Below are 25,203 nucleotides of genomic sequence, written 5' to 3'. Positions count from 1 at the left end.
GGATTAAAACCAATAAGCATAAAAAAATGCCCACGACGTCGTGAGCATTTTATCATTTATTCACTCATTAAACCGTGAGCTTTTAACTTTTTACGTAAAGTGCCACGGTTGAGTCCAAGAATTTCTGCAGCACGCGTTTGATTACCACGTGTATATTCAAGAACTACAGATAAAAGAGGTTTCTCCATTTCTGCTAGCACCATGTCATATACCTGAGATGGTTGCTCACCTTGCAATTGTGCAAAATAATGGCGAACTGCGCGATCCACGTGGATGCGAAGAGCAACATCAGATTGTGCAGTAAAAATAGGAGATTTGCTATTCATGCGAGTTAATCCGAAAATCAAATACTAGCTTGGGTAAAGTAGTATATAAATGTGGTCTAAAAATACGGAGTCCTGTTTTAGATCCTAAAACAGTGACTCTAAAACATAAGAACAATTAGCTTGCCATATTTCTTCGTATTGAATAAAAAATAAGCGTAACAATAATTAAATATTTGTTACAGCCCCCTCAAAAACAAAAAAAGTTAGGCTATGCGCTTAAAGTAGAAAAGCACACATGCTTAACAGTATTTTTTTTGGATTGAGAGCGAGGAGTATATGAGTCAAAGCTTTCGTGGCGCGTATCATACCATTGTCTAGGAAAAAGTGAGCAAATTAACTGCATTTTTTTTTATTTTTTTTTCACTTTTTTTACATTTTAGGGGTGGACAATTTCTAATCGATAATTTACTAGCCTTTTTTTGCTTTTGTTTAGCTCAAATTCGAATCGGAAAGGGGTATTTGATGGAATGCGTTGAATACCCCGTAAGTTTTCAACTAGATATTGTTGAGGAGTTAATATGATTTCCTCTGTTTTGTCTGGCTCTGTTGTAAAAATCAACTTTAGATTAGGAAGCTCAATACTTTTATCATTCTGGTTGAGCAATATGCCTGAGAACTGGGTATGGTTTGCATCAATCTTGCGGACTTTTAACTTTTCTATATAGATAAGTTGATAAAGTTCTGCTGATTTGTTGCAGTGTAGTATTTGGCAAACGTAATTAAATGCATGGCTAACGGTTGGGCTTGCATGCATGAGCTTAGGGTTAAACCAGAGGATTTGAAAAGTAAAGACTAAAATTAAAATAAGGTTGGCAGAGCTCCAGAGCGTATAGTACAACCAACTATGCTTTTTATTGTTGTCTTGTTCTTGTGGGGATGCCTGCTCAGCTAAATTAAGGTTTGGTAGAGCATTAATAGGTTCATTGTGAAAGTAATTTAAGTTGTTGAGGTAAGTTAAAAGATCAATATTAGAGTTTTCTACTTTTTGATCAAAGATATCTAATACGTGAGAATGCGTCATATATCTTGTCTGCATTGAACCGTTGGCTAACGTCGTTGAGTTGACCATAACTGGCTGTTCAATATTGATTAGATGGGTTAAGGCATTAAAGCTTGAATTACATTTAGGGCAACAAACCATACCCTGAGCGACAGTCAATTGAGTAAGAGATACTTTATAAACTGTTAAACACTTAGGGCAGCGGGTTTGTTTTTCATTCATGAGTTACAAATCTCAATTTATTGTTTTACGTTTTCCTGAAATGCGACACCAGTTTTCTTCGCGCTTTTCGACATCTAATATATCAAAAAATTCAGAATAAACACGTGAAACATCAGCAACTTGCTCTTCAATCACACCAGCAAGTGCGAACTCGCCCTCAGATTTAATTAAATTTGCAAATTCAGGCGCAAGCATCATTAAAGGGCCTGCTAAAATGTTTGCAACTAAAACATCGGCTTGTTTAGGTTTGAATTCTTGATCAAACTCTTCAGGAAGACCTACATATAGTCGATCTAATACACCATTAAGCTCTGCATTTTGTTTCGTTGCTAAAACAGCCTGAGGATCAATATCGGTAGCGTATACTTTTTTAGCGCCTAATAATAAAGCTGCTACGCCTAAAATGCCTGAACCACAGCCATAATCAATCACGATTTTATCTTTAACGTCAGTTTTACCCAGCCATTGTAAGCATAGGAAAGTACTTGCGTGGTTACCTGTACCAAATGCGAGACCTGGATCTAACTTAATGTTAGTTGCGTCCGCTTCTGGAGGCTCTAGCCATTCTGGCACGATCCAGAACTTTTCCCCAATCTGAATTGGCTCATAGTAATCCATCCACGCGCGTTCCCACACTTGATCTTCAAGTTCTTCATGACGCATAGGAACATCTGGAAGTTGAGCTTTTAAGAAAGCTTCTAAAGTGTCGACATCAATTGGGTCTTGTTCGTCTTGTTGATAGATGCCTGTCACAATAACTTTGTTCCATAAAGGTGTTTCACCCGGTAATGGTTCAAGTAAAGCCTGATCTTCAGCATCATCCAGCGTTACGCTTACCGCACCTAGAGACATTAAAAGTGTTTCTGTGAACTCAACTTGTTCTTGATCAACGGTAATGTGTATTTGTAACCACTTCACGAAAAGGACCTAAAAATTTTATTTAAAGGCGTATTGTAGCGGACTAGACCATTTTAAAAAAGAAAGCGGCCCATCTTTAATGGACCGTCTTTGAAAATACTGATGAGATATAGCGGAAAATAAATGACTTCTTCTATACCTATGTTAAAACAGATTAAGGAGCAGGGGCCTTAAATTGTAACTTGCCATTTTCGTTTGGTTGGCAAGTACCGTTAAAAATTACACCGTTGTGATTGTAAGAAACCCATTCACCTTGCTGTTTTTTTGCACAGACTCGAATTTGTTTTTGCGTTTCGGCTTTGCTCGTGTCAGCAGCATGGGTAAAAGTTACGCCTGAAAAACAAATTAGAGATGCAGTTAAGATTTTTAACATGGTCGTTTTCATTTTGTATTCCTTCTCTTTGCGTTAATTTTAAAGTCATAGAAGTGCTGTACATTTTTTATTCTAAGATGAATTAATTTTAAAAACATTCACTTTGTATTGAATTCATGAAACAAAATGTCAAATCATGTGGCATAGCGTAAATTATGTGAAGACAATTTTGTAATTATGTACATCAATAAGCAGATAATTTTGCTATAATGTTCCGTCTTTTTTTTCTGGTGTTTTTGTACTCATGCACTATCCTAAAGTTTATGATGTTATCGTTATCGGTGGCGGTCACGCAGGTACGGAAGCGGCCCTTGCTGCTGCGCGTATGGGACGACAGACTTTGCTTTTGACCCATAACATTGAGACTTTGGGCCAAATGAGTTGTAACCCAGCAATTGGTGGTATTGGTAAGTCTCACCTAGTCCGTGAAATTGATGCACTTGGCGGTGCAATGGCTCTGGCTGCTGATAAAGGTGGTATTCAGTTCCGCATTTTAAATTCGCGTAAAGGTGCAGCTGTGCGTGCAACACGTGCTCAAGCTGACCGCGTGCGTTATAAAGCTGCTATCCGTGATACTTTGGAAAATCAAGCAAATCTTGACATTTTCCAGCAAGCAGCTGATGACCTGATTGTTGAAGGCGATACCGTTAAAGGTGTTGTTACCCAAATGGGTATTCGCTTTGATGCTAAAACTGTTGTATTGACTACAGGTACATTCTTGGGTGGTGTAATCCACGTTGGTTTAGAAAAATCAAGCGGTGGCCGTGCGGGAGATCCTCCTTCTATTGCACTTGCTCAGCGTTTACGTGAATTAAAATTACCAGTAGGACGTTTAAAAACTGGTACTCCGCCACGTATTGATGCACGTTCAGTTGATTTTTCAGTCATGATTCCGCAACCGGGTGATTTCCCATCTCCAGTGATGTCATTCATGGGTGATGCTTCTATGCACCCTGAGCAAGTAAACTGTTATATCACTCATACAAATGAAAAAACCCACGATATCATTCGTGGTGGTTTAGATCGCTCACCAATGTACACTGGTGTTATTGAAGGTGTAGGTCCGCGTTACTGTCCATCAATCGAAGATAAAATTCATCGTTTCGCTGATAAAGACTCACATCAAGTATTCTTAGAGCCAGAAGGTCTAGATACACACGAGCTTTATCCAAACGGTATTTCAACTTCTTTACCGTTTGATGTTCAGTTCGAGCTTGTACGTTCAATCCGTGGTATGGAAAATGCCTATATCTTACGTCCAGGCTATGCAATTGAATATGACTATTTCAACCCGCAAGCTTTGAAATTTACACTTGAAACTAAAGCGATTAATGGCTTGTACTTTGCTGGTCAAATTAATGGTACAACAGGTTACGAAGAAGCTGGTGCCCAAGGTTTACTTGCAGGTTTAAATGCTGCGCGTCGTGCGTGGGAGCAAGAAGAATGGACGCCTAAACGTGACCAAGCTTACATGGGTGTGCTAGTTGATGACCTCATCACGTTAGGTACTAAAGAACCGTACCGTATGTTTACCTCACGCGCTGAATATCGTTTGATGTTGCGTGAAGATAATGCGGATCAGCGCTTGACTTCTATTGGTCGTGAACTTGGTTTGGTTGATGATGTTCGTTGGGCTGCTTATTGCGAAAAAATGGAAGCGGTTGAGCGTGAAACCTCTCGTTTACAACATTTATGGGCAGCACCAAATAACCCTATGGGTAAAAAATTCGTTGAAATGACGGGTGCTGATTTGAGTAAGGAATGTAGCGCGATTGATTTGCTTAAGCGCCCTAATATTACCTTTGGTCAAATTGCTGAACTTACTGGTTCTGAAGTTTCAGAACAAGTGGGTGAGCAAATTGAAATTGCTGTGAAATATGAAGGTTACATTAACCGTCAGCATGAAGATGTTGCTCAATTGAAGCGTCTTGAAGAAACTAAAATTCCTACCGATTTTGACTATGATGCAGTGTCAGGCTTATCACGTGAAATTACACAGAAGTTAAAAACTGTTCTTCCAGAAACTTTAGCTCAAGCAAGTCGTATTCCTGGTGTTACACCAGCTGCAGTTCAACTCGTAATGATCACAATTCGTAAGAATAATATGATTAAGAAAACAGCTTAATCATTTAAATGTACAAAAAGCCCAGTTAAGACTGGGCTTTTTTGTGAGTCAAAATTTGTAAAAATCAGTGATTTGTATTGTAAAAGTATGTGAATTATTAAGACGAAATTATAATTTAAAGTGAAATTTTTAAGTTTTTATAATTAATGTTAAAAAAATTTTATTATTAAATATTTGAAAATTAATATTATTTTTATTTATTTGGTAATGATTATTATTTTCTTCATTTTTTATCCATTTTTCCATGCTTATGGATGAGTAAAATGTATGCGACAAAATCGATAGACATTTGGAATGATCAAGAATGAATCACCTATGAAGAGTGGCAAAGGTGCGGTTGCGGTTTGAGCTTTCAACATATGTGGAAGGGGTAATCAACAGTGCGAGTATTGTGATCAACATATCAGTAAGCATTATTAAACTTACACAGTAAAATAAGCATATGTTAAACGTGCTATTAGTGTGAAGTCTAATATTACTGAAACTGTTATTAACAACAATCCTAAATAATATATCTGATTTTCTTTTTCTTATTTAAGAACAGGAATATTGATAAAAGAAGCGGGCTCATAAATCATTAAGCTTGCTATTTTTGTTTCGATTTTAAAAATATAATTTTTTATATCTTAAGCTATTGAATTTTAATAATTAAATAAAATAAATGAGAACGATTATCGATTTTATTTGTATTTATTTTTTTATTTGTTACTATGCGTTAACTCATTATTTGCAGTTGCAACTCATCATTAATCTCTGAGGGGAGGCATAGTATGTCCGCATTCAATATTCCACGTTCTGTTTTAGCTGCTTCAATTTTATTTAGTATGTGCTCCATGGCTGAGTCGGCAGAGGCAACGGACAAGGAAGTAGAAACGGAAACTGTCAAGTTGAATACCATTGTCGTAACTGCTGAAGAACAGGTGAAGCAATCTTTAGGTGTGTCAGTAGTCACCTCTGAAGATTTAGAAAAAACACCTGTTGTAAATGATATATCTGAGATTTTACGTCGCATGCCAGGTGTTAATCTCACTGGAAACAGTTCTACAGGCCAACGTGGAAACAATCGTCAAATTGATATTCGTGGAATGGGGCCAGAAAACACACTCATTTTAATTGATGGTAAACCCGCGACTTCACGTAATTCAGTACGTTACGGTTGGCGTGGAGAGCGTGATACTCGTGGTGATTCTAATTGGGTACCTGCCGATGCGATTGAATCGATAGAAGTTTTACGTGGCCCTGCTGCTGCTCGTTATGGAAATGGCGCAATGGGCGGTGTGGTTAACATTATTACCAAAAAAGTCACCAATGAAACACATGGCTCAGTCGAGGTATATACCAATCAACCAGAAGACAGCAAAGAAGGTAGCAGTAGCCGCGTGAGTGCAACACTTAGTGGCCCAATCATTAAAGATGTTTTGTCCTATCGCGTATATGGAAATTTCAACAAAACTGATTCGGATGATCCCGATATTAATCCTGTAACTGAAAGCGGTACTCGAGCAGGGGCGCGTGAAGGAGTAGAAAACAAAGATATTAATGCACGTTTAGCGTGGCAGATGACAGATCAGCAAACCGTTTTATTAGATGTCGCATCAAGTCGCCAAGGTAATGAATATACAGGTGATACTCAAAATAGTAATGTTGATGCAACAGATCCTGAAGCGAATGCTTTATTAAATTCACTATTAGGTACCGAAACCAACACGATGTACCGTGATAGTTATGCATTAACGCATGAAGGGGATTGGACTTGGGGTAAAAGTAAATTTGTAGCTTCGTATGATCAAACGAAAAACAAGCGTTTGACAGAGGGGCTTGCGGGTGGACCAGAAGGGCGTATTAACAGTACTGATCGTTCAACTTCACTTCTGGAAACATTACGTTTTAATGCTGAGGCAAATATTCCTTTTGAAGTTTGGCGCCCACAAAATCTAACTGTTGGTGCTGAGTGGGTTGAAGACGATTTTACCGATTCGGCTAATACTACACAAACCGATGCATCAGGTATTATTAATTTACCAGCAGACCGCACAAAGATGAATTCGCGGATTGCTTCGGCATATGTTGAAGACAATGTACAGCTGACTGATAGTACCAATGCGGTATTGGCGGTACGTTTTGATGATCATAGTAAATCTGGCAGTAACTGGAGCCCTAGCTTAAACCTTACTCAAAAGCTTGGTGAATATTTCACTTTAAAAGGTGGTATTGCAAAGGCATACAAAACTCCAAACTTATATCAAACAGCTGAAGGATATTTATTATTTACCCGAGGAAATGGTTGCCCTATATCTGTAGATAGCGGCAGTTGCTATTTATTAGGTAACCCTGATCTAAAACCTGAAACATCTATTAATAAAGAGTTGGGAATCCAGTTTGAGAAAGATATTGTCAATGCTAGCTTGGCATGGTTCCGTAACGACTATAAAGATAAGATTACCTCAGGTACATCCGTATTAGATTCTGTTGAAGTTGGGGGGTCAACATATCGACTTCTACAATGGACAAATATTCCTAAAGCATTGGTACAAGGTCTTGAAGGAAGTATTGGTCTAGATTGGGGGAATATTCGTTGGACAAACAACTTTACTTGGATGAAAGACTCAATTAATAAAGAAACTGGGAATCCATTATCGATTGTACCGAGCTACACTATTAATTCTATTCTTAACTATGACATTACCGATGCTTTGGATGTCAATTTCGTATATACCCAATATGGTCGTCAAAAGCCAATGCAATATGAAGAAACTCGTAATGCTTCGCTGAATCGGGAGACAATTAAAAGTTACAGTATTGCTGGTATTAATTTTGGTTATAAATTTAATCAAAATCTAAGCGGTCGTCTTGGTATTAGCAACTTGTTTGATGAGCAGAAGTTGCGCGATACGTCTATAAATCAAACTTATAATGAACCAGGGCGTGCTTATTATGCATCCTTGAAGTATTCATTCTAAACTTATAAAAGCTAGCTATATGTTCTAGCTAGCTTTTTCATATCAAATTGCAAAATGAATATTGCCTCTAAACTAAGATCAAATGGATTAACTGCTACACGTTCACGTGTTGTACTTTTCCATTTGCTTATAGAAAATCCGCAAGGTTTAACTGCAGAAGATATGTATGTGCTGCTTGCTGGAAAAGAAAAGATCAGTATAGGTTCTATTTATCGTATTTTAGTCGATCTAGAAAATCATGGCTTAATCAAGCGAATATTCTACGGTAAAAACAAAAGTATTTATAAATCTGCAGATCAACGAGTAGGTATTAATATTTTTGATTCAAAAACAGGCTTATCTGTTTTATTTCATGATGAAAATATTAATAAGAAACTTGAAAAAATACTTGAAGATTTACCTCCGGATATTATAGGTCTAGAACTGACTTTATATAAGCAATAGTTTTAAATTAAAGTTATCTCGGTGTCTCATATGTTAACGACTGAACCATGCAATTTAATTGCAGAAGAAAGTTCGATTAAAAGAAAAGTAAAACATAAAGTAGTTCCTGCAAAATATAGATGGATGATTTTTTATCGATTTATCTTAGCTGGTATCGGTGGATATATTCTTTCGGCTTTAGCCTGTGTTGTATTGAGTTATTTATTCAAAGCTCATCCTGTAGATGCTGTTTTATCTGCAACAATGTTAGCCTTCATTATTTATGTTTCTGTATTTATATGGGTTTTTATAAATCATAGTACGCAAAGAGCAACATGGGGAGTTGTGATTCCATCAGTACTCTTATTTATATTTTATTGGGGATTGAAAGGAATAATATAATGCGTATTGATGGAAATACAGAAAGCCCACGTCAGTCAATGTCATGGTTACATACTTGGGCGAGTCTAATTCTAGGTTGGTTGCTATATGCAATTTTTGTAACGGGAACATTAAGCTTTTTTCAAAATGAAATTTCCATTTGGATGAAGCCTGAACTACATCAGTCCATAAATCGTAAAGATCAGTCTCAGCAATTACAATTAGCTATCGTTTATTTACAGCAAAATGCTCCAAATGCTTCTGCATGGAATATCAATTTGCCAAATGCACGGAGTACCACGACTGATATTACGATTCGTGGTGAAAACGAAGATCCAAGAGCACGTCGAGGTGGTGAGCGTGTCATATTGGATTCAGTCACTGGTGAAAAACTTCAGCCACGTGAAACTCGTGGAGGTAGTTTTCTTTACCGTTTTCATTTTGAGCTTTATGGCCTGCCTCGTAGCTGGGCACGTTGGATTGTAGGTATCGCGACAGTACTTATGTTTGTCGCGATTATCAGTGGTGTGATTACACATAAAAAAATTTTTAAGGATTTTTTTACATTTCGTTCAGGCAAAGGGCAGCGTTCTTGGTTGGATGGCCATAATGCAACAGCAGTACTAGCTTTGCCATTTCATATTATGATTACATTTAGTGGCTTAATGTTATTGATGTATTCACTAATGCCTTACGGCGTTTCTGCTTTATTTCCAGAAGGACGGTTGCATTTTTTACAAGCACAACGCGCGCAGCTGAATGGAGAAACTATCCAACCTGCTGAATTCGCTTCTAGTTCACAAAAACTTGATAGCAGTAAACGCAATGGACATGGTGAAGGGGAAAAGGGTCGATTAAATAAAGAAAGAAGTCGTTTGGAGGTTAAAAATGTACCTCTTGCTGATTTAACAGCAATGTTAGCTCAAGCACAAAAATTATGGGGTGATAACCCAGTTGCATCCTTCAATATCATTTCACCAAACCGTCAAAATAGTGAGATAGAAATCCGTGCTACATATTCAGAAAGTATTTTAAATCGAGCGATTGTTCCAACACTAATTTTTAATGGTGTTACAGGTGAGTTAATCTCTCAGCCTCAACAGCTCAAAATTAGTGTTCCGATCGGTATTTATAATACCGTTACTGTACTACATGAAGCCCGCGGCGTTGATTTAGGACTACGTTGGTTATTATTCTTTTCAGGTATTTTAGGAACAGTAATGGTTGCATCAGGATTAATTCTCTGGTGTGTCAAACGTGCACCTCAGCAACAAAAGCAGGGCTATAAAAATTTTGGCTATCGTTTGGTTGAGGTTTTAAATATTGCATCAATTTCTGGTTTATTAATTGCGACAGCTGGTTATTTTTATGCAAACCGTTTAATTCCAGTTACCACTGAAAATCGTAGTTTTTTAGAAATTAAAATTTTCTTTATCGTATGGCTGTTAACTCTGCTACATGCAGCTTTACGCCCACATCGAAATGCTTGGTTAGAGCAACTTTTGTTCGGTGCTATTTTATTTTGTGTTATTCCTCTATTAAATGCTTTAACAGGTGGACGAGTAATCTGGAGCAGTATTGCAGAGGCTCAATGGGTAGTAGCAACTTTTGATTTGATGAGTTTGGCTCTTGGAATGATTTTGTTATTTATATTTTATAAAGTAAAAAATCACAAAGTAGCTGGTATTCACAAAACAAAAAAAAATATAAACCTTGAAAGTGCTGCTATGCGAGGAGAAGGCCAATGATTGATTTTTTCCTTATTTATTTTTTGTGTCTGCTTGGTTTTTTACACATTTGTTTTTCTATGTCTCGTCATCAACAACAAGTGTTTCAAAAAGTTTTGCAAGAAAAATACAATATTTGGTATTTGATCACTGGTTATAGCATTTTAGTAATTGCATTGGCTCTTTCAATTTATCAGTGGGGAAAGTCTATCGGTATATGTTATTGGATCGGCACACTGAGCTTTGCTGCTTTATTAATTCTTTGGTTATTAAGTTATTATCCTATTCATTTAAAGCTAGTGAATCAGTTTTCAAGAGTGATCATATTGGCTTTATTAATGTTTGATCTTTTAGTTTGATTTTCTAGCCCAGTTGAGACTGGGCTTTTTTATTTTCTATTCAAAAAATATATGGAAACTTCCTAAGGAAGAAAAGAGATTTCGCTTCCTTTTTTTCTTATTTCACATATTTTAAGTCGCCAGTTATATTGAATTCACGTTCAAACAAGAGGGCTTTAATGATGACAATGAAATCAATTCGCTACAATGGATATGAAATGGCATGCCAATGCTCATGTTCAAAATAGCGCAAAAGAAAGAGCAGATCAGTTTTGGTGGGGGAGAACACATTGATCTGAAAACAAGTAAAATATAAGAACAATATAAAATTAAGAAAATTATAATTCAAAATCTAAAGAGAACCTTATGGTTCTCTTTTTTATATCTATTTATTCTCAGCTTCAATTTCTCGCACAGCATTGTGTACTTGTACTGGCTCAATATGCAGTAATTTCTTACCAAAACTACGTAGCCACCATACTAGTTGAGATGTAAAAGGTACAGTCGCTGAAACTTCTACAATATTTTCTTCAAGTGGAGTAATGGTTTGGTCTTTACTTAACTGACTTTCATAAAAGGTTTTCGCAGTTTGCTCTGTCATGGTTAAGGTGAGCTGAATTGATTCAGTTGGTTGGTTATAGTCCACTCTAAAGCCTAAAGCCCCCGAGTCAATATAATGATCAATATCAAAATTAACTGGATGTAGTGCTCGGCTGTCTAATACTTTTGCTGATTTAAAACGGTGCAGAGCAAATGTTTGCACTTCAGTTTTGTCATGTCGTGTGCAAATTAAATAAATGACTGCACCTTTTTGTACCAAAGCCAAAGGATTTAAAATATAAGTTCTGTCTTCACCCTGATTGACCCGTGCCCGATAAACACATTCTATTTGCTTGTCTTGGAGCAAACCTTCATAAATTGCTTGTTGAGCATTTCGGTCAACTACAGGTGGAATTAACGGTTGGCTTGCCGGAACAATACGTACACGGTTAATCCACTGTCTCACATTATTTTGTGTAGAGAGACTACGTTTGGCCAAATCGAACCATGGTCCCATCTCATCAAGCAGGCTCGGAGGAAGGAGGTGCTTAAGATGCTCCTCAACCATCATAAAGGTTACCGCTTGAGAACTTGTCATGTGAGGTAAGCTTTGAATAGGCGCATCTGATTGCCACCGCCAGCCTTGAGGTACGGCTTTATTGCTCTCTATCGGAAAACGCTGAGCAATTTGATTTAAGTCACGCTGAATAGTCCTTAAACTAATATCAATACCTTCACGCTCAAGCATTTCTTGCAATTCTCGAGTCCCGATCCATTTGCCGGTCGGTAGGCGAGACAAGATCTGCCATTGGCGATATAAACTATTCGAAGTTTCTTTTTCTATTACAGACATAAGCGTAATACATCTATATCCAATTGCTTTGGTGTCAACACAATAAAAAATCTTTACAGATTTAGCAAGTTTGTCAGATTCAGTTTATAGCCCATTGGGCAAACGATGATAAGATTTAGAAGAAAGTTATAACAATGATGCCGTACAAGTATTACAGATATATAAGTGGCACTGAAATTGCTTATTTAAAAATGAAATATAGATAAATGATAAGACGAGGTGGTTATGTCAGAACAAGAGCATGAATTACATCTAGATAATGATTTTTTTATACAAGAGCAGACAACAACAGCACTCATTAACCCAACCTCTTTTTTAGAACATATTTCTGTGCAAACCAATCTCTTTGAGCAACTTAAATCACAGTTCTTTAATGAGATGCTTGATGATGTAACATCAAATGGTGCAGCTTCTAAAAAAATTGAACAATGGTTATGCATCCGTACTTTAGATGAGTTAAAGGAGTTAAATACCCAAGCAAAACAGCATTTTCTTTATCATGGGATTACTTTTAATGTTTATGGCGATAAAGAAGGAACGGAGCGCACTATTCCTTTTGATTTAATCCCAAGAGTAATCGAGAAAAAACAATGGGAAAAAATTGCCTCAGGCTGTGCACAGCGTGTTAAAGCATTAAATTATTTCCTAGATGATATTTATCATGGACAGCATATTTTAAAAGAACAAATCATTCCCGAAGAACAAATTATGGGAAATGACGCTTTCCAGCCCCATATGCTTAAACATTCTTTAAAAGGAAAAATTTATTCACAAATTAGTGGGATCGATATTATCCGTGATGGTGAAGGGGAGTTTTTTGTATTAGAAGATAATTTGAGAACACCGTCTGGGGTGTCTTATATGATTGAGAGCCGAAATATTAGCCAGAAATTAATGCCTGAGCTATGTACAGCCAATAATTTACAGGGGATTGAGCATTATCCAAAACTTTTAAAAGAAATATTGCAAGAAAATTCTTCTGCAGATCAACCTTTTATTGTGGTGCTAACACCAGGGCGTTTTAACAGTGCTTATTATGAACACGCTTTTCTAGCGCGTGAAATGGATGTGCCATTGGTCACAAATCGGGATTTATTTGTAGAAAATGATCAAGTATTTGTCAAAACTATTCGTGGGCGTCAAAAAGTAGACGTAATTTACCGCCGTTTAGATGATGACTTTCTAGATCCTTTAGCATTTCGACCAGACAGTGCTTTAGGTGTAGCAGGTCTTATGTCTGCTTATTTACAAAAAAATGTCGTGATTGCAAATGCACCTGGAACGGGTGTGGCTGATGATAAATCTATCTATCCTTATGTAGATCAAATGATTCAATATTATTTAGATGAAACACCAATTCTAAAAAATGTACCCACTTATCAGTGCCGTAAAGAAGAACACTTAGACTATGTACTCTCTAATCTTGATCAATTAGTCGTTAAGGAAGCACAAGGTTCGGGCGGATATGGCATGTTGATTGGACCTAAAGCAAGCTCATGCGAAATTGATGACTTTAGAAAAAAATTGATTGCGATGCCTCATATGTATATTGCGCAGCCTACCTTAGCTTTATCTGTCGCTCCAACTTTAACAACAGGCGGAGTAGCGGAACGTCATATTGATTTGCGTCCATTTGTGTTGAGCTCACCTTATCGTACAGAGATTGTACCTGGTGGTTTAACACGCGTAGCTATGCAAGCTGGCTCTTTGGTCGTAAATTCATCTCAAGGTGGCGGTATAAAAGATACATGGGTTGTTGAAACATTACATTCCTGATTGTGGGTTAAAGAGGAACTTTATGGTTTTACTCAATTCGAGTGCGCATCAAATATATTGGTTGGGTCGATATTTGATGCGAGTTAAATTTGCAGCCTCTCATTTACCCTTTACAGAAGATGAGAAAGCAACAAGATTTGCAGCAGCATTTGGTTTGGTCATAGAAAATGCTGAATTACTAAATCACTATATGTTAGACAAGAAGCAAACATTTTCATTACTGAACCAGCTCATTATTGCTAAAGATAATATTCAGGAACTAAGAGGTATTTTGTCATCACATGCTTATGCAGAATTAAATAATGTTATTAATACACTTCAACCTCAACCTGATGCATTAAGTAAAGCTGTCGAACAATGCACACAAATACTAGAAGCAGAACATGAGGATGTACGTTTATTTTTGCATTTAGGCCAAAAAATAGAGCAATTTGATATAGAGCTGCGTTTTGGAGAAGATTTATCTGTTCTTGTATTAGAACTAGATTTGGTGGTGCAACAGCTTGCTAATTTGAATTGGGAAAATATAGATGAAAATTGGCAAGCACTAAAACAGCAACTTACGTGGGACGCTTACTATAATTTTACACAGCAGTTGGAAAATATGTTTGAGGGCTGATTATGAAATTGATGGTTAATCATCAAACGCATTATAGCTATACTGAAACTGCTCGGAACAGCATTCAGTATATTAAAATGATGCCTCAAACATCGCCTCACCAACATGTTATGAATTGGGCAATTAGCGTGCCGGGTGATAAAACAATAAAGAGAGATATATTTAACAATGTATGGATGACGGCTAGTCAGCGTTATCCATATCAACATCTTACATTTATGGCCCAAGGAATTGTTGAGCTTCGAAATGTAGAACTAGGTTGTGTAGATCTCTCTACACCTACAAATTTGTTTTTGCAGATGACAGGTGCAACTCGATGTGATTCGGAAATGTTGGACTTTGCCAAACATATTGTAGTGGTTAAGGATCGACAGCATATTGCGTTATTAAGCGAATATATCTTGCAAAAAATACTTTATCAGCCTGAAAGTACTTCGGTTCAGACAACTGCGATCGAAGCATTTCATGCTGGTCAAGGTGTATGCCAAGATCATGCTCACATTTTAATTGCGATGTGTCGTGCGCTACAATTACCTGCACGTTATGTCTCTGGTTATCTATTTGATCAAAACTATCCGCACCTTGCCAGTCACGCTTGGGCGGAGGTATTTTTAGAAAATCAGTGGTATTGTTTTGATGTAAGCAATCAGTTGTTTACACCCAAACATCACATCTACCTTGCAGTAGGACGTGACTATCTCGATGTGGCACCTATTCGTGGCGTAAGAGAGCAAGGTGGAGTTGAGAACATGATGTCTGTGGTTCAAGTGTTGGCATGTTGAATGTAAAGGAATGAAATGACCTATTGTTGTGCGTTAAGATTGGAACAAGGTTTGGTGTTTATTAGTGACACAAGAACCAATGCAGGAGTTGACCATATTTCTGTGTTCCGAAAACTGCATACTTTCGGCGTTACCGGAGAACGTTTTATTGCCTTGCAAACTGCAGGTAACTTAGCAACAACGCAAGCTGTTATTGGTCATTTACAAAATGCCCTGACTTTGCAGCAAGAGCCTAATCTATATAGTGTTAATACGATGTTTGAGGCGGCTGAACTAATTGGCAAAACCTTAAAAACTGTTTTAGAGGATATTAGTTCGGACACCCAAGAACAAATGAATTATGCCTGTAGTATTTTGGTGGGTGGACAGATTAAGGGTGGTGACATGCAACTTTATAATGTCTATCCACAAGGCAATTTCATTTGCGCAACTACAGATACACCTTATTTCCAAATAGGTGAAAGTAAATATGGAAAGCCTATTCTGGATCGAGCTTTATATTATGCAATGCCACTAGACGATGCATTACGTTGTAGCCTGATTTCTTTTGATTCGACTTTGCGTTCAAATGTTTCTGTTGGCTTACCACTTGATGCATTGGTTTACATTAAAGATAGCTTTGTTATCCCCATGGGAAAACGAATAACCGAAGATGATCCTTATTTCTCACAGATTAGTAAACAATGGTCAGATACTCTTCGTCGGGGTTTACAGGAAATGCCAAAGCCTACAGATGATTACTGGCGATAAATTTTGAATGTTTAAATAAAAAAAATCCAAGCATGCTTGGATTTTTTTTTATATTTTATTATTTAAGTGCTTTTACGAGTGGGGCGATTACTTAAGCGACAGAGTAATTCATATCCTATCGTTCCGTTTGCATCCGCAACATCATCAACTAAGCGATGTGGACCCCAGAGTTCAACTGGAGTGCCTAATTTTACTTTCATGCCTGTCACGTCGATTGCAATCATATCCATACTCACTCGCCCTACAACCGCACAGGGTTGTTTATCAATAGCGACATAGTTTTGTTTAATATAAGCTCGTGGATAACCATCACCGTAACCTATAGAAACAATCGCGATATCCATTGCTTGCTTTGCACAGAAAGTAGAACCATAACCGACATGTTCATTAGTTTGAATATGGTTGAGTGCAATCACTTCTGCTGAAAAAGTCATTACTGGTTTTAAGTCAAGATCATGAACTGTTTGATCTGCAAAAGGCGAGGCGCCGTAAAGCATGATACCCGGACGAACATAATCAAAATGTAACTCTGGCCATTTATAAATAGCAGCAGAGTTACAGCAAGAAGCTAACACTGGATCACAAGCTTGTTTAACTTGTAGAAATTGTTGTTTTTGTTGCTCGTTAAGTGGATGGTCTACATCTGCATTTGCGAAATGCATCGCAAGTACACAAGTAAATCCTTCAGATTTTAAAGTCTTAATAACTTCAATAATTTCTGGATTTTTAAAACCTAACCGGTTCATCCCACTATTAAGTTTAACCCAGACTTTTAAACCTTGATTGATGTACGCTTGTTTGTGTTTAATCAACCATTCAAACTGTTGTTGATGGTGAATGACACATTCAAATTTTTGTTTAATTGCAATTGGCATTTCATCTTCACAAAATACCCCTTCAATTAAAGTAACAGGCTGCTGAAATCCTAATTCACGAATTTCTAAACCTTCTTGTAGGCAGGCGACACCAAAGGCATCTGATGCATTTAAGGCTGCTAAACAGTCTTTGATTCCATGTCCATAAGCATTGGCTTTTACCATACTTACAATTTTTGAATTTGTTGCGAGTTGTTTGACACGGTTTAAGTTATATTGAAGTGCATTGCGGTCAATATAAACTGTTGCTTGGCGCACCCTCATTTACTCCTTTGGGCTAGAGATAGAGCTTATTCTTCATCATCATATTGGCTGTAATACTCAGGAGAGAGATTACTAAATCGAGTATATTGACCTTCAAAAGCAAGACGAACTGAACCAATTGGACCGTTACGCTGCTTACCAATAATAATTTCTGCAGTGCCGGCTTCTTTTGACTCTTTGTTATAAACCTCATCACGGTAAATAAACATAATTAAGTCGGCATCCTGCTCGATCGCTCCAGATTCACGTAAGTCGGACATTACAGGGCGTTTATTTGGACGGTTTTCCAGACTTCGGTTAAGCTGGGAAAGTGCGATAACAGGGCATTGCATCTCTTTTGCTAATGCTTTTAAGCTACGAGAAATTTCCGAGATCTCGCCTACACGGTTATCACCCATGCCCGGGACTTTCATGAGCTGCAAGTAATCGACCATGATACAACCGATTTTACCATCATGCATTTTGGCAACACGACGAGCACGGGCACGAAGTTCAGTTGGAGGTAGAGCAGATGAGTCATCAATATACAAATGCATTTGTTGAAGCTGCAAAATTGTGCCAGTCACCTTGGTCCATTCATCTGCATCGAGGTTACCAGAGCGTAAATGACCTTGATGGACTTTACCCATTGCGGAAATAAGACGCATCGCAATCGAGTCCGCTGGCATCTCCATTGAAAAGACAAGAGCAGGTAACTTGTTATATTGCAAAACACTCTCAACCAAATTCATAGCAAAAGTAGTTTTACCCATCGATGGACGTGCAGCAACAATAATTAAGTCACCAGGTTGCATACCAGATGTTTTATTATCAAGTTCTAAGAAGCCAGTCGTTAAACCTGTAATATTTCCATCTAATTTTGAAAGCTCATCAAGCTTACTAATTACGTCTGCGGTAACAGAACTAATAGATTTAGGACCTGCATCTTTTTTATTGTTATTGTGCTGTTCAGCTAAAGAGAAAATACTTGTTTCAGCCAAGTCTAAAATTTCACTAACACCGCGGCCTTTCGTGTCATAAGCATTTTGTAAAATTTCAGTACTAACTTTAATCATGCTACGAAGCGTAGAAAACTCTTTAATTTTAGTGGCATAAGTTTCTAAGTTATAGAAACTTGAAGGTGAGTCAGCCATAAGCTGCATTAAGTATTCTTCGCCACCAATAGCGTCTAGTAAATTTTGTTTTAAGAGCCAGTCACTTACTAAGACAGCATCATAAGGTGAGTTTTCTTGTGCTAATTTCTCGATTGCACGAAAAATATATTTATGGCGAGTCGCGTAAAAATCATTTTCTTTGAGTACATCGTTAACTTGTTCGAAAGATTCGGCAACTGTCATCAGGGCAGCTAAAACAGCTTGTTCAATAGCTAAATTGTGTGGGGGAGTGCGAAACTCTTTAAGTTGGCCTGATTCACTCGTTTTATTTTCTGTTGGAGATGAAAGCGCTAAAGAAGTGGCATTCGCCTGAGACATAATTAGACCTGATGATAAAGAAAGGTGTACACAAAGAGGCTGTAAAGCCGAGAACTATCTTAAAACAAAATTAAATAAACTACCTAATTAAAAAACCAATTAAACTGAAGAACTGATCAGGAATTAATATATCTTATTTTAAAATTTGAAACATAAAAAAAGAGCATGCAAAAGCATGCTCTTTTTTTGATGAGAAATTACTCAGATACGATAGTAACGAGAACTTCTGCAACAACATCATGGTGCAATTGGATTGCGATGTTGAATTCACCAGTGTGACGAAGCGCGCCATTTGGTAAACGAACTTCTGCACGGTCAACTGTAAGACCAGCATTCGTTAATGCGTCAGCGATGTCACGAGTACCAATAGAACCGAAGAGTTTACCTTCGTCACCAGCTTTAGCAGTGATAACGATGTTAACTTCATTCAATTGTTCAGCACGTGCTTGAGCAGCAGCTAAAACTTCAGCTTCTTGCTTCTCAAGTTCAGCACGACGAGCTTCAAAAGCAGCAGTGTTAGCTTCAGTAGCTGCAACTGCTTTACCTTGAGGGATAAGGAAGTTACGGCCGTAACCAGCTTTAACTGATACTTTATCGCCTAATTTACCAAGGTTCTTAATGCGTTGTAATAAGATAACGTCCACAGATCACCTCACTTATGGTTGTCAGTGTACGGAATCAAAGACAAATAGCGAGCTTGTTTGATAGCAAGTGCTAATTGACGTTGATAACGAGCTTTAGTACCAGTGATACGGCTAGGAACAATCTTGCCGTTTTCAGTGATGTACTGTTTTAAAGTGTCGATATCTTTGTAGTCGATGTACGCAACATTCTCAGCTGTAAAGCGGCAGAACTTGCGACGACGGTAAAAACGTGCCATTGATGTTCTCCTTATTCAGCTTCTTGAGCAACTTGCTGTGCTTCTTCGCGTTGAGCTTTACGCGCACGCTTTTCTTCAGCACTCTTAGCAAGCAATGACTCTTCAGTGATTGCGTGTTCACGACGGATGATAAGGTTACGAATGATCGCGTCGTTATAACGGAATAATTCTTCTAACTCATCAAGCGTAGTTTGACCACATTCAACATTCATAAGAATGTAGTGCGCTTTGTGAATTTTGTTAATTGGGTAAGCCAATTGACGACGGCCCCAATCTTCTAAACGGTGAATTTGACCTTCAGCTTCTTTGATCTGAGAGATATAGCGTTCAACCATACCTACAACTTGATCGCTTTGGTCTGGGTGTACCAAAAGTACGATTTCGTAATGACGCATTGTCAGCTCCTTACGGTTTAAACAGCCCCTAATAAAAAAATTAGAAGCAAGGAGTCATAACTTAATAAGTTATGTCGCAAAATTTGCGAAGGCTGAATTATAGGTAAAAGTTCGACTAAAAACAAATCTTTTGATCAGAAAAGTAAAACTTCTTTACTATAAAGAGGAAATCCTCTCTTGTTTAAAAGAGAGGAAGATTTGGAGCAGGGGATTGATAGGTAAAGCTAAAGCTCAAACTTAACAGGGTAATTAATATGACCGAGTACAGGAAAAAACGTTTAGCCCACAATTGATCATTTTCGGCTTTAAATCCAATAACTGATAAATATAACCAATATGCAGTCAAAGCATTAAAAGTAATTAAAAAAAATACATTGGTATAGCCAAAACAATATAACCCATTCAAAATAGCTGCAAATAATAGGATATAGATTACACATTCAATTTTCGTACGATAAATAGAACGTGCTACAGGTAAAATTGGAATTCCCGCATTTTTGTAATCATCAAAACGATAAATTGCAATTGCCCAAGAGTGAGGCATTTGCCATAAAGCGTATGCTAAAAACAAAAGCAGGGCTGCCACATCAAATTGATGAGTTACTGCTGCATAACCAATAACAGGAGGGCTCGCTCCGGAGATGCTACCAATGACGGTTTGATGGATTGAGGTGCGTTTGGTCCACAAGCTATAAAAACCGACATAGACAATAAAACCAATCATTGCAAACAAAAATGCATAACCATTTACACCAAACCATAAAATGCTAAAACCAATTACTCCAAGCACTAATGCATATATCAGCGCAACAGTAGGAGAGATTGTTTTTTTAACAAGAGCACGATTTTGAGTGCGCTGCATCTTTGTATCAATATCTTGATCTATAACATTATTAACCACACAACCAGAAGCCACAACTAAAGTTGTTCCAAGTAGGGTGAGGAGTAATAATAAGATGTCTATAGAGCCTTGGGCGGCTAAGAAAAAGCCGCCCAAGGTGGTAATGAAATTACCGAAGAGAATTCCTGGTTTAGTCAGGAATAAATATTTTCTCAACATGACAATCAGTTTAGATCATCATATTGTAGTGAAGGTAATTCATAATCCACACAGAACCGATTAAAAGTACGGCGATACATAGGATTGTGTAGATGAATGCAATCATATTCCAACGTTGTTCAGATGATGTATTCATGTGTAAGAAGTACACAAGTTGTACAAGAACCTGAGCAACCGCAGTGATTGCAATCACTGTAACTAAAAGACCACGACTGAAACCACCCGCCATCACCATCCCGAAAGGGATGATAGTGAGGATAACAGAAAGGATAAATCCAACAGTGTATTGCTTAAAGTTACCGTGTGACGCACCAGCAGCATTATGCTCATGACTACTCATTAGAGGACTCCCAGTAAGTAAACGACGCTGAATACACAGATCCAAACGATGTCAAGGAAGTGCCAGAACAAGCTTAAGCAAGCAAGACGACGTGTATTCGGTAAAGTCAAACCTTTAGTTTTGATTTGATACATTAATACAAGCATCCACACTAAACCAGAAGTTACGTGGATACCGTGTGTACCAACCAAAGTAAAGAACGATGATAAGAATGCACTGTGAGTTGGACCGTGGCCTTCATGTACAAGGTGATGGAATTCATAGACTTCCATTCCAATGAACGATGCACCAAAAAGGAATGTAATAAATAACCAAGTGATAACTTGATTTACATTCTTTTTATAAGATGCAAGTACAGCAAAACCAAAGGTTACCGATGAAATCAATAAGGCAAATGTTTCAGTTAACACGAAGCCTAATGAGTCATGGAATAGGTCATATGCGCTTGGAGTGCCTGCTGGAACATGACTGCTTAATACAGCGAACGCAATGAAGAGTGATCCGAAAAGAATCAAGTCACTCATCAAGTATGTCCAGAAACCAAAAACCGTTAAGTCGGTATCATCATGTTCATGATGACCGTCATGGCCGTGGTTGTCGTGATGAAGTACTTCAGCCATTTCCTTAGTCCTTCTTCAAGTGTTTTTCAAGTAAAGCATAGCGTTCGTTTTCAATACGCTCAACTTCAGCAGCAGGAACGTAGTAGTCAACATTCTTAGTGAATGAGCTTACGATCAAGCTAACAACAGCTGCAACGAATGAAACAACAACGAGCCACCAAATATGCCAGATGAGTGCAAAGCCAAGAAGAGTAATGAACATTGCAATGACAAAACCAGCAGCACGATCAGTCGGCATGTGGATGTCTTCATATTTAGTGTTACGTGCGTATGCTACACCATTTTCTTTGTCAGTCCAGAAACGGTCGATACCGCTTGCATCTGGTTCATGCGCAAAGTTATAGAACGGAGCAGGGGAAGAGGTCGCCCATTCGAGCGTACGAGCATCCCATGGATCGCCAGTAAGGTCCATGTTGTCTTTACGTTGTAAGAAACCAACGATGATTTGCATTAAGAAACATGCAATACCAATCGCAACAAGAACAGCACCAAATAATGCAATCGCAAGGTACGGATCCCATTCAGGGTTGTCATATGTATTCAAACGACGAGTCATACCCATGAAACCAAGGATATAAAGTGGCATGAATGCAAAATAGAAACCGAAGAACCAGAACCAGAACGCAGCTTTACCCCATGCTTCGTTGAGCTTCCAACCAAACATTTTTGGCCAGTAGTAAATGATGCCGGCAAACATACCAAACACCACACCACCAATAATTACGTTATGGAAGTGAGCGATCAAGAATAATGAGTTGTGTACCAAGAAGTCCGCAGGTGGAACAGCCATAAGTACACCAGTTAAACCACCGATACCGAATGTTACAAGGAAGCCAAGCGTCCATAACATTGGAGTAGTAAAGGTGATGCGACCTTTATACATGGTGAATAACCAAGAGAAGATTTTCACACCAGTAGGAATCGCAATAACCATGGTCATGATACCGAAGAACGCGTTAACGTTCGCACCAGCACCCATGGTGAAGAAGTGGTGAAGCCATACAACAAACGCAAGAACAGTAATCGCGATAGTTGCATACACCATAGACTTGTAACCGAACAACGCTTTACGAGAGAAGGTTGCAACGATTTCTGAGTATAGACCAAATGCTGGTAATACCAAGATATATACTTCAGGGTGACCCCATGTCCAGATCAAGTTCACATAAAGCATTGGGCTACCGCCAAGCTCATTTGTGAAGAAATGGAAGCCGAAGTAACGGTCAAGAGTAAGCATTGCAAGAGTACCTGTTAATACAGGGAATGATGCAATGATTAATACAGCCGTACAAAGTGAAGTCCACGTGAAAATAGGCATGTCCATTAATTTCATGCCCGGTGCACGCATTTTGATGATGGTAACGAAGAAGTTAACACCAGATAAAAGCGTACCTAGACCAGAAACCTGAAGTGCCCAGATATAGTAGTCAACACCTACACCAGGAGAATATTGAATGCCAGATAGAGGAGGGTAAGCCATCCAACCAGTCGCAGCAAATTCACCTAGCACAAGTGAAAGCATCATCAAACCAGCAGCACCAGCGAATAACCAGAAGCTTAAAGAGTTCAATAATGGGAAAGCAACGTCGCGAGCACCAATCTGTAAAGGTACAGAGATGTTCATCATACCTACAACGAGACCCATTGCTACGAAGAAGATCATGATTACACCGTGTGCGGTGAAGATCTGGTCATAGTGGTCAGGATGTAGATAACCTTCGCCGCCGCCTTTAGCGAGGAAAAGTTGTAAACGCATCATGATCGCATCGGCGAAACCACGCAGAAGCATGACAACAGATACGATGATATACATGATACCAATCTTTTTATGGTCTACCGTAATAAACCACTCATTCCACAAATATCCCCATTTTTTGAAATAGGTGATACCGCCAAGCACTGCAATTGCACCAATTGCCATAAGGACCATGGTGACAAGTACGATTGGCTCTGTCGGGATAGAGTCCCAACCCAGTTTACCAAAAATCATATCCATGTCTTATTCCCCTTGAGCAGCGTGTTCAGCTGCAGCATGAGTGTCAGCTGTTGCGTGTTCAGCAGAGTGGTCAACACCATGATAGTTACTCATATAGTGGTTGATAATTGTTTCAAACAATTTAGGCTCAACAGTAGAGTAATAAGTCACAGGGTGTGGCTTAGTCGGGAACGGTTTCATAGCTTCAGCTTCAGCAACTGCTTTTTCATCACCAGCAGCTTTAGCACGATTTACTAAATGCTCGATCTGATGCTTAGAACGGTTACCATCACGTAAGGTTGCCAATTCAGCTTGGTCAAGCGTAGTTTTTTGAACTGCTTCTGGGTTAATGGTTGAACCATTACCTGCTTTAACCGCTGCTACCCATTCGTTGAATTGTTGCTCTGTAACACTATGCGCCTTGAAACGCATTTGAGAGAAACCGTAACCTGAGTAGTTAGAAGAGAAACCACGATATACACCAGTTTCATTTGCTAACAAATGAAGGTGAGTTTGCATACCTGCCATTGCATAAATCTGGCCGCCTAACTGTGGAATGAAGAATGAGTTCATTGTAAAGTTAGAAGTGATTTTAAAGCTTAACGGAGTTTTTTCAGGGAAACGTACTTCGTTAACTGTTGCAATGTTTTGTTCAGGATAAATAAAGATCCACTTAAACTGTTCAGCAATAACTTGAATAGTTAAAGGTGCTTTATCTGATTCTAAAGGACGGTATGGGTCATACTTGTGGGAACCCCACCAAGTTAACCAAGCTAAAATACCAATAATAATGACAGGGATACCCCATACTACAACTTCAATTGCAGTTGAGTGTGCCCATGTAGGTTTATAGTCTGCATCTTTATTTGACGCGCGATATTTCCAACCAAACCATAATGCCATGATGATTGAAGGAATCACCACAAGTAACATTAAATAGATCGCAGTCATCATAAGGTCACTTTGACCTTGACCAACTGGACCTTTAGAGTTTAGAAGTACCATATCACCACCACACCCAGTCAAAAGTGCAGCAAGCGTTGATAAAGACAATACAGCTAAAATCGTTTGTCTCATTTTACAACCTCGGTGAAGAGTCCCATTCCCTAATTAAATATGGGATAGCGATTAAAGTGTCGCATGATTGAGAACGCTAATCCTTAAATTTAGACTTCTCAATTATATGACACCGCTACGTTGTAGGGCATT

General features: G+C 38.3%; 25 protein-coding genes. 10 read left to right on the top strand and 15 right to left on the bottom strand.

All coding sequences use genetic code 11. The annotated features are described in order from the left end of the window. Window positions 1-56: 56 nt before the first annotated feature. The 4 genes from fis to RMA94_RS16425 all read right to left on the bottom strand — a co-directional run bounded on the left by fis (window position 57) and on the right by RMA94_RS16425 (window position 2,851). On the bottom strand, window positions 57-326 hold the full coding sequence (fis, locus tag RMA94_RS16440) for a DNA-binding transcriptional regulator Fis (protein WP_001086304.1): 270 nt from the start codon (window positions 324-326) through the stop codon (window positions 57-59). A 376-nt stretch (window positions 327-702) separates the two neighbouring features. Continuing rightward, window positions 703-1,548, bottom strand: a complete 846-nt coding sequence (locus RMA94_RS16435) for a zinc-ribbon and DUF3426 domain-containing protein (RefSeq protein WP_206232065.1) — start codon at window positions 1,546-1,548, stop codon at window positions 703-705. Window positions 1,549-1,560: 12 nt separating this feature from the next. Continuing rightward, window positions 1,561-2,466 carry a 50S ribosomal protein L11 methyltransferase gene (gene prmA, locus RMA94_RS16430; RefSeq protein WP_002119634.1) on the bottom strand — a complete coding sequence of 302 codons (906 nt, stop codon included), beginning with the start codon at window positions 2,464-2,466 and terminating at the stop codon, window positions 1,561-1,563. Between the two features lie 154 nt (window positions 2,467-2,620). After that, complete coding sequence (locus tag RMA94_RS16425) at window positions 2,621-2,851, bottom strand: hypothetical protein (protein ID WP_060464676.1); 231 nt, start codon at window positions 2,849-2,851, stop codon at window positions 2,621-2,623. 232 nt (window positions 2,852-3,083) lie between these two features. Between RMA94_RS16425 and mnmG the strand changes: the two genes are divergently transcribed. The 6 genes from mnmG to RMA94_RS16395 all read left to right on the top strand — a co-directional run bounded on the left by mnmG (window position 3,084) and on the right by RMA94_RS16395 (window position 10,814). Further along, complete coding sequence (mnmG, locus tag RMA94_RS16420; protein WP_311083776.1) at window positions 3,084-4,964, top strand: tRNA uridine-5-carboxymethylaminomethyl(34) synthesis enzyme MnmG; 1,881 nt, start codon at window positions 3,084-3,086, stop codon at window positions 4,962-4,964. A 770-nt stretch (window positions 4,965-5,734) separates the two neighbouring features. Continuing rightward, window positions 5,735-7,924 (top strand): TonB-dependent siderophore receptor, encoded by a 2,190-nt coding sequence (locus RMA94_RS16415; protein ID WP_119685941.1) that lies wholly within the window; start codon window positions 5,735-5,737, stop codon window positions 7,922-7,924. Window positions 7,925-7,978: 54 nt separating this feature from the next. Then, the gene (locus RMA94_RS16410; protein WP_130172399.1) at window positions 7,979-8,368 is read left to right on the top strand and encodes a Fur family transcriptional regulator; all 390 of its coding nucleotides are present in this window, start codon (window positions 7,979-7,981) and stop codon (window positions 8,366-8,368) included. A gap of 30 nt (window positions 8,369-8,398) precedes the next feature. Beyond that, window positions 8,399-8,749 (top strand): hypothetical protein, encoded by a 351-nt coding sequence (locus RMA94_RS16405; RefSeq protein ID WP_064785204.1) that lies wholly within the window; start codon window positions 8,399-8,401, stop codon window positions 8,747-8,749. Further along, window positions 8,749-10,476, top strand: coding sequence for a PepSY domain-containing protein (locus RMA94_RS16400; RefSeq protein ID WP_130172400.1), 1,728 nt, complete (start codon window positions 8,749-8,751; stop codon window positions 10,474-10,476). Before RMA94_RS16405 ends, RMA94_RS16400 begins: the two co-directional genes overlap by 1 nt. Further along, window positions 10,473-10,814, top strand: coding sequence for a DUF3325 domain-containing protein (locus RMA94_RS16395; protein WP_130172401.1), 342 nt, complete (start codon window positions 10,473-10,475; stop codon window positions 10,812-10,814). The genes RMA94_RS16400 and RMA94_RS16395 overlap by 4 nt, the downstream gene beginning before the upstream one ends. A gap of 364 nt (window positions 10,815-11,178) precedes the next feature. Here the strand turns inward: RMA94_RS16395 and RMA94_RS16390 are convergent, their stop codons facing one another. Continuing rightward, a complete protein-coding gene (locus RMA94_RS16390; RefSeq protein WP_202724255.1) occupies window positions 11,179-12,186 on the bottom strand; it encodes a YafY family protein in 1,008 nt (335 codons plus the stop codon). A 225-nt stretch (window positions 12,187-12,411) separates the two neighbouring features. Between RMA94_RS16390 and RMA94_RS16385 the strand changes: the two genes are divergently transcribed. The 4 genes from RMA94_RS16385 to RMA94_RS16370 are packed head-to-tail and all read left to right on the top strand — an operon-like array spanning window position 12,412 to window position 16,113. Beyond that, window positions 12,412-13,962, top strand: coding sequence for a circularly permuted type 2 ATP-grasp protein (locus tag RMA94_RS16385; RefSeq protein WP_130172402.1), 1,551 nt, complete (start codon window positions 12,412-12,414; stop codon window positions 13,960-13,962). 22 nt (window positions 13,963-13,984) lie between these two features. Beyond that, the gene (locus RMA94_RS16380; protein ID WP_130172403.1) at window positions 13,985-14,581 is read left to right on the top strand and encodes an alpha-E domain-containing protein; all 597 of its coding nucleotides are present in this window, start codon (window positions 13,985-13,987) and stop codon (window positions 14,579-14,581) included. Between the two features lie 2 nt (window positions 14,582-14,583). Then, window positions 14,584-15,363: a transglutaminase family protein gene (locus tag RMA94_RS16375; RefSeq protein WP_039758311.1), complete on the top strand. Its 780-nt coding sequence runs from the start codon at window positions 14,584-14,586 to the stop codon at window positions 15,361-15,363. 15 nt (window positions 15,364-15,378) lie between these two features. Further along, a complete protein-coding gene (locus RMA94_RS16370; protein ID WP_002119721.1) occupies window positions 15,379-16,113 on the top strand; it encodes a proteasome-type protease in 735 nt (244 codons plus the stop codon). 62 nt (window positions 16,114-16,175) lie between these two features. Here RMA94_RS16370 and alr read toward each other — a convergent pair whose 3' ends face one another. The 10 genes from alr to cyoA form a co-directional block, all read right to left on the bottom strand. Next, on the bottom strand, window positions 16,176-17,246 hold the full coding sequence (gene alr / locus RMA94_RS16365) for an alanine racemase (RefSeq protein WP_274859255.1): 1,071 nt from the start codon (window positions 17,244-17,246) through the stop codon (window positions 16,176-16,178). A gap of 32 nt (window positions 17,247-17,278) precedes the next feature. Continuing rightward, complete coding sequence (gene dnaB, locus RMA94_RS16360) at window positions 17,279-18,724, bottom strand: replicative DNA helicase (protein WP_002119718.1); 1,446 nt, start codon at window positions 18,722-18,724, stop codon at window positions 17,279-17,281. Window positions 18,725-18,921: 197 nt separating this feature from the next. Then, entirely contained in the window at window positions 18,922-19,368 is a 447-nt protein-coding gene (gene rplI / locus RMA94_RS16355; RefSeq protein WP_000382591.1) for a 50S ribosomal protein L9, read from the bottom strand. A gap of 8 nt (window positions 19,369-19,376) precedes the next feature. Further along, entirely contained in the window at window positions 19,377-19,604 is a 228-nt protein-coding gene (rpsR, locus tag RMA94_RS16350) for a 30S ribosomal protein S18 (protein ID WP_000090661.1), read from the bottom strand. Window positions 19,605-19,615: 11 nt separating this feature from the next. Next, entirely contained in the window at window positions 19,616-19,999 is a 384-nt protein-coding gene (gene rpsF, locus RMA94_RS16345) for a 30S ribosomal protein S6 (RefSeq protein ID WP_002119610.1), read from the bottom strand. A gap of 181 nt (window positions 20,000-20,180) precedes the next feature. Further along, the gene (gene cyoE / locus RMA94_RS16340; RefSeq protein WP_161282372.1) at window positions 20,181-21,059 is read right to left on the bottom strand and encodes a heme o synthase; all 879 of its coding nucleotides are present in this window, start codon (window positions 21,057-21,059) and stop codon (window positions 20,181-20,183) included. A gap of 10 nt (window positions 21,060-21,069) precedes the next feature. Further along, window positions 21,070-21,399: a cytochrome o ubiquinol oxidase subunit IV gene (locus tag RMA94_RS16335; protein WP_000094534.1), complete on the bottom strand. Its 330-nt coding sequence runs from the start codon at window positions 21,397-21,399 to the stop codon at window positions 21,070-21,072. After that, on the bottom strand, window positions 21,399-22,019 hold the full coding sequence (gene cyoC / locus RMA94_RS16330; protein ID WP_002119759.1) for a cytochrome o ubiquinol oxidase subunit III: 621 nt from the start codon (window positions 22,017-22,019) through the stop codon (window positions 21,399-21,401). The genes RMA94_RS16335 and cyoC overlap by 1 nt, the downstream gene beginning before the upstream one ends. Window positions 22,020-22,023: 4 nt before the next feature. Continuing rightward, a complete protein-coding gene (gene cyoB, locus RMA94_RS16325; RefSeq protein ID WP_005068497.1) occupies window positions 22,024-24,015 on the bottom strand; it encodes a cytochrome o ubiquinol oxidase subunit I in 1,992 nt (663 codons plus the stop codon). A gap of 3 nt (window positions 24,016-24,018) precedes the next feature. Further along, window positions 24,019-25,071 carry a ubiquinol oxidase subunit II gene (gene cyoA / locus RMA94_RS16320; protein ID WP_002119579.1) on the bottom strand — a complete coding sequence of 351 codons (1,053 nt, stop codon included), beginning with the start codon at window positions 25,069-25,071 and terminating at the stop codon, window positions 24,019-24,021. Between the last annotated feature and the right edge of the window lie 132 nt (window positions 25,072-25,203).

The sequence above is a fragment of the Acinetobacter sp. V115_6 genome, assembly GCF_031799025.1.
Taxonomy (GTDB): domain Bacteria; phylum Pseudomonadota; class Gammaproteobacteria; order Pseudomonadales; family Moraxellaceae; genus Acinetobacter; species Acinetobacter pittii.
This window is presented reverse-complemented; position numbering and strand designations above follow the sequence as displayed.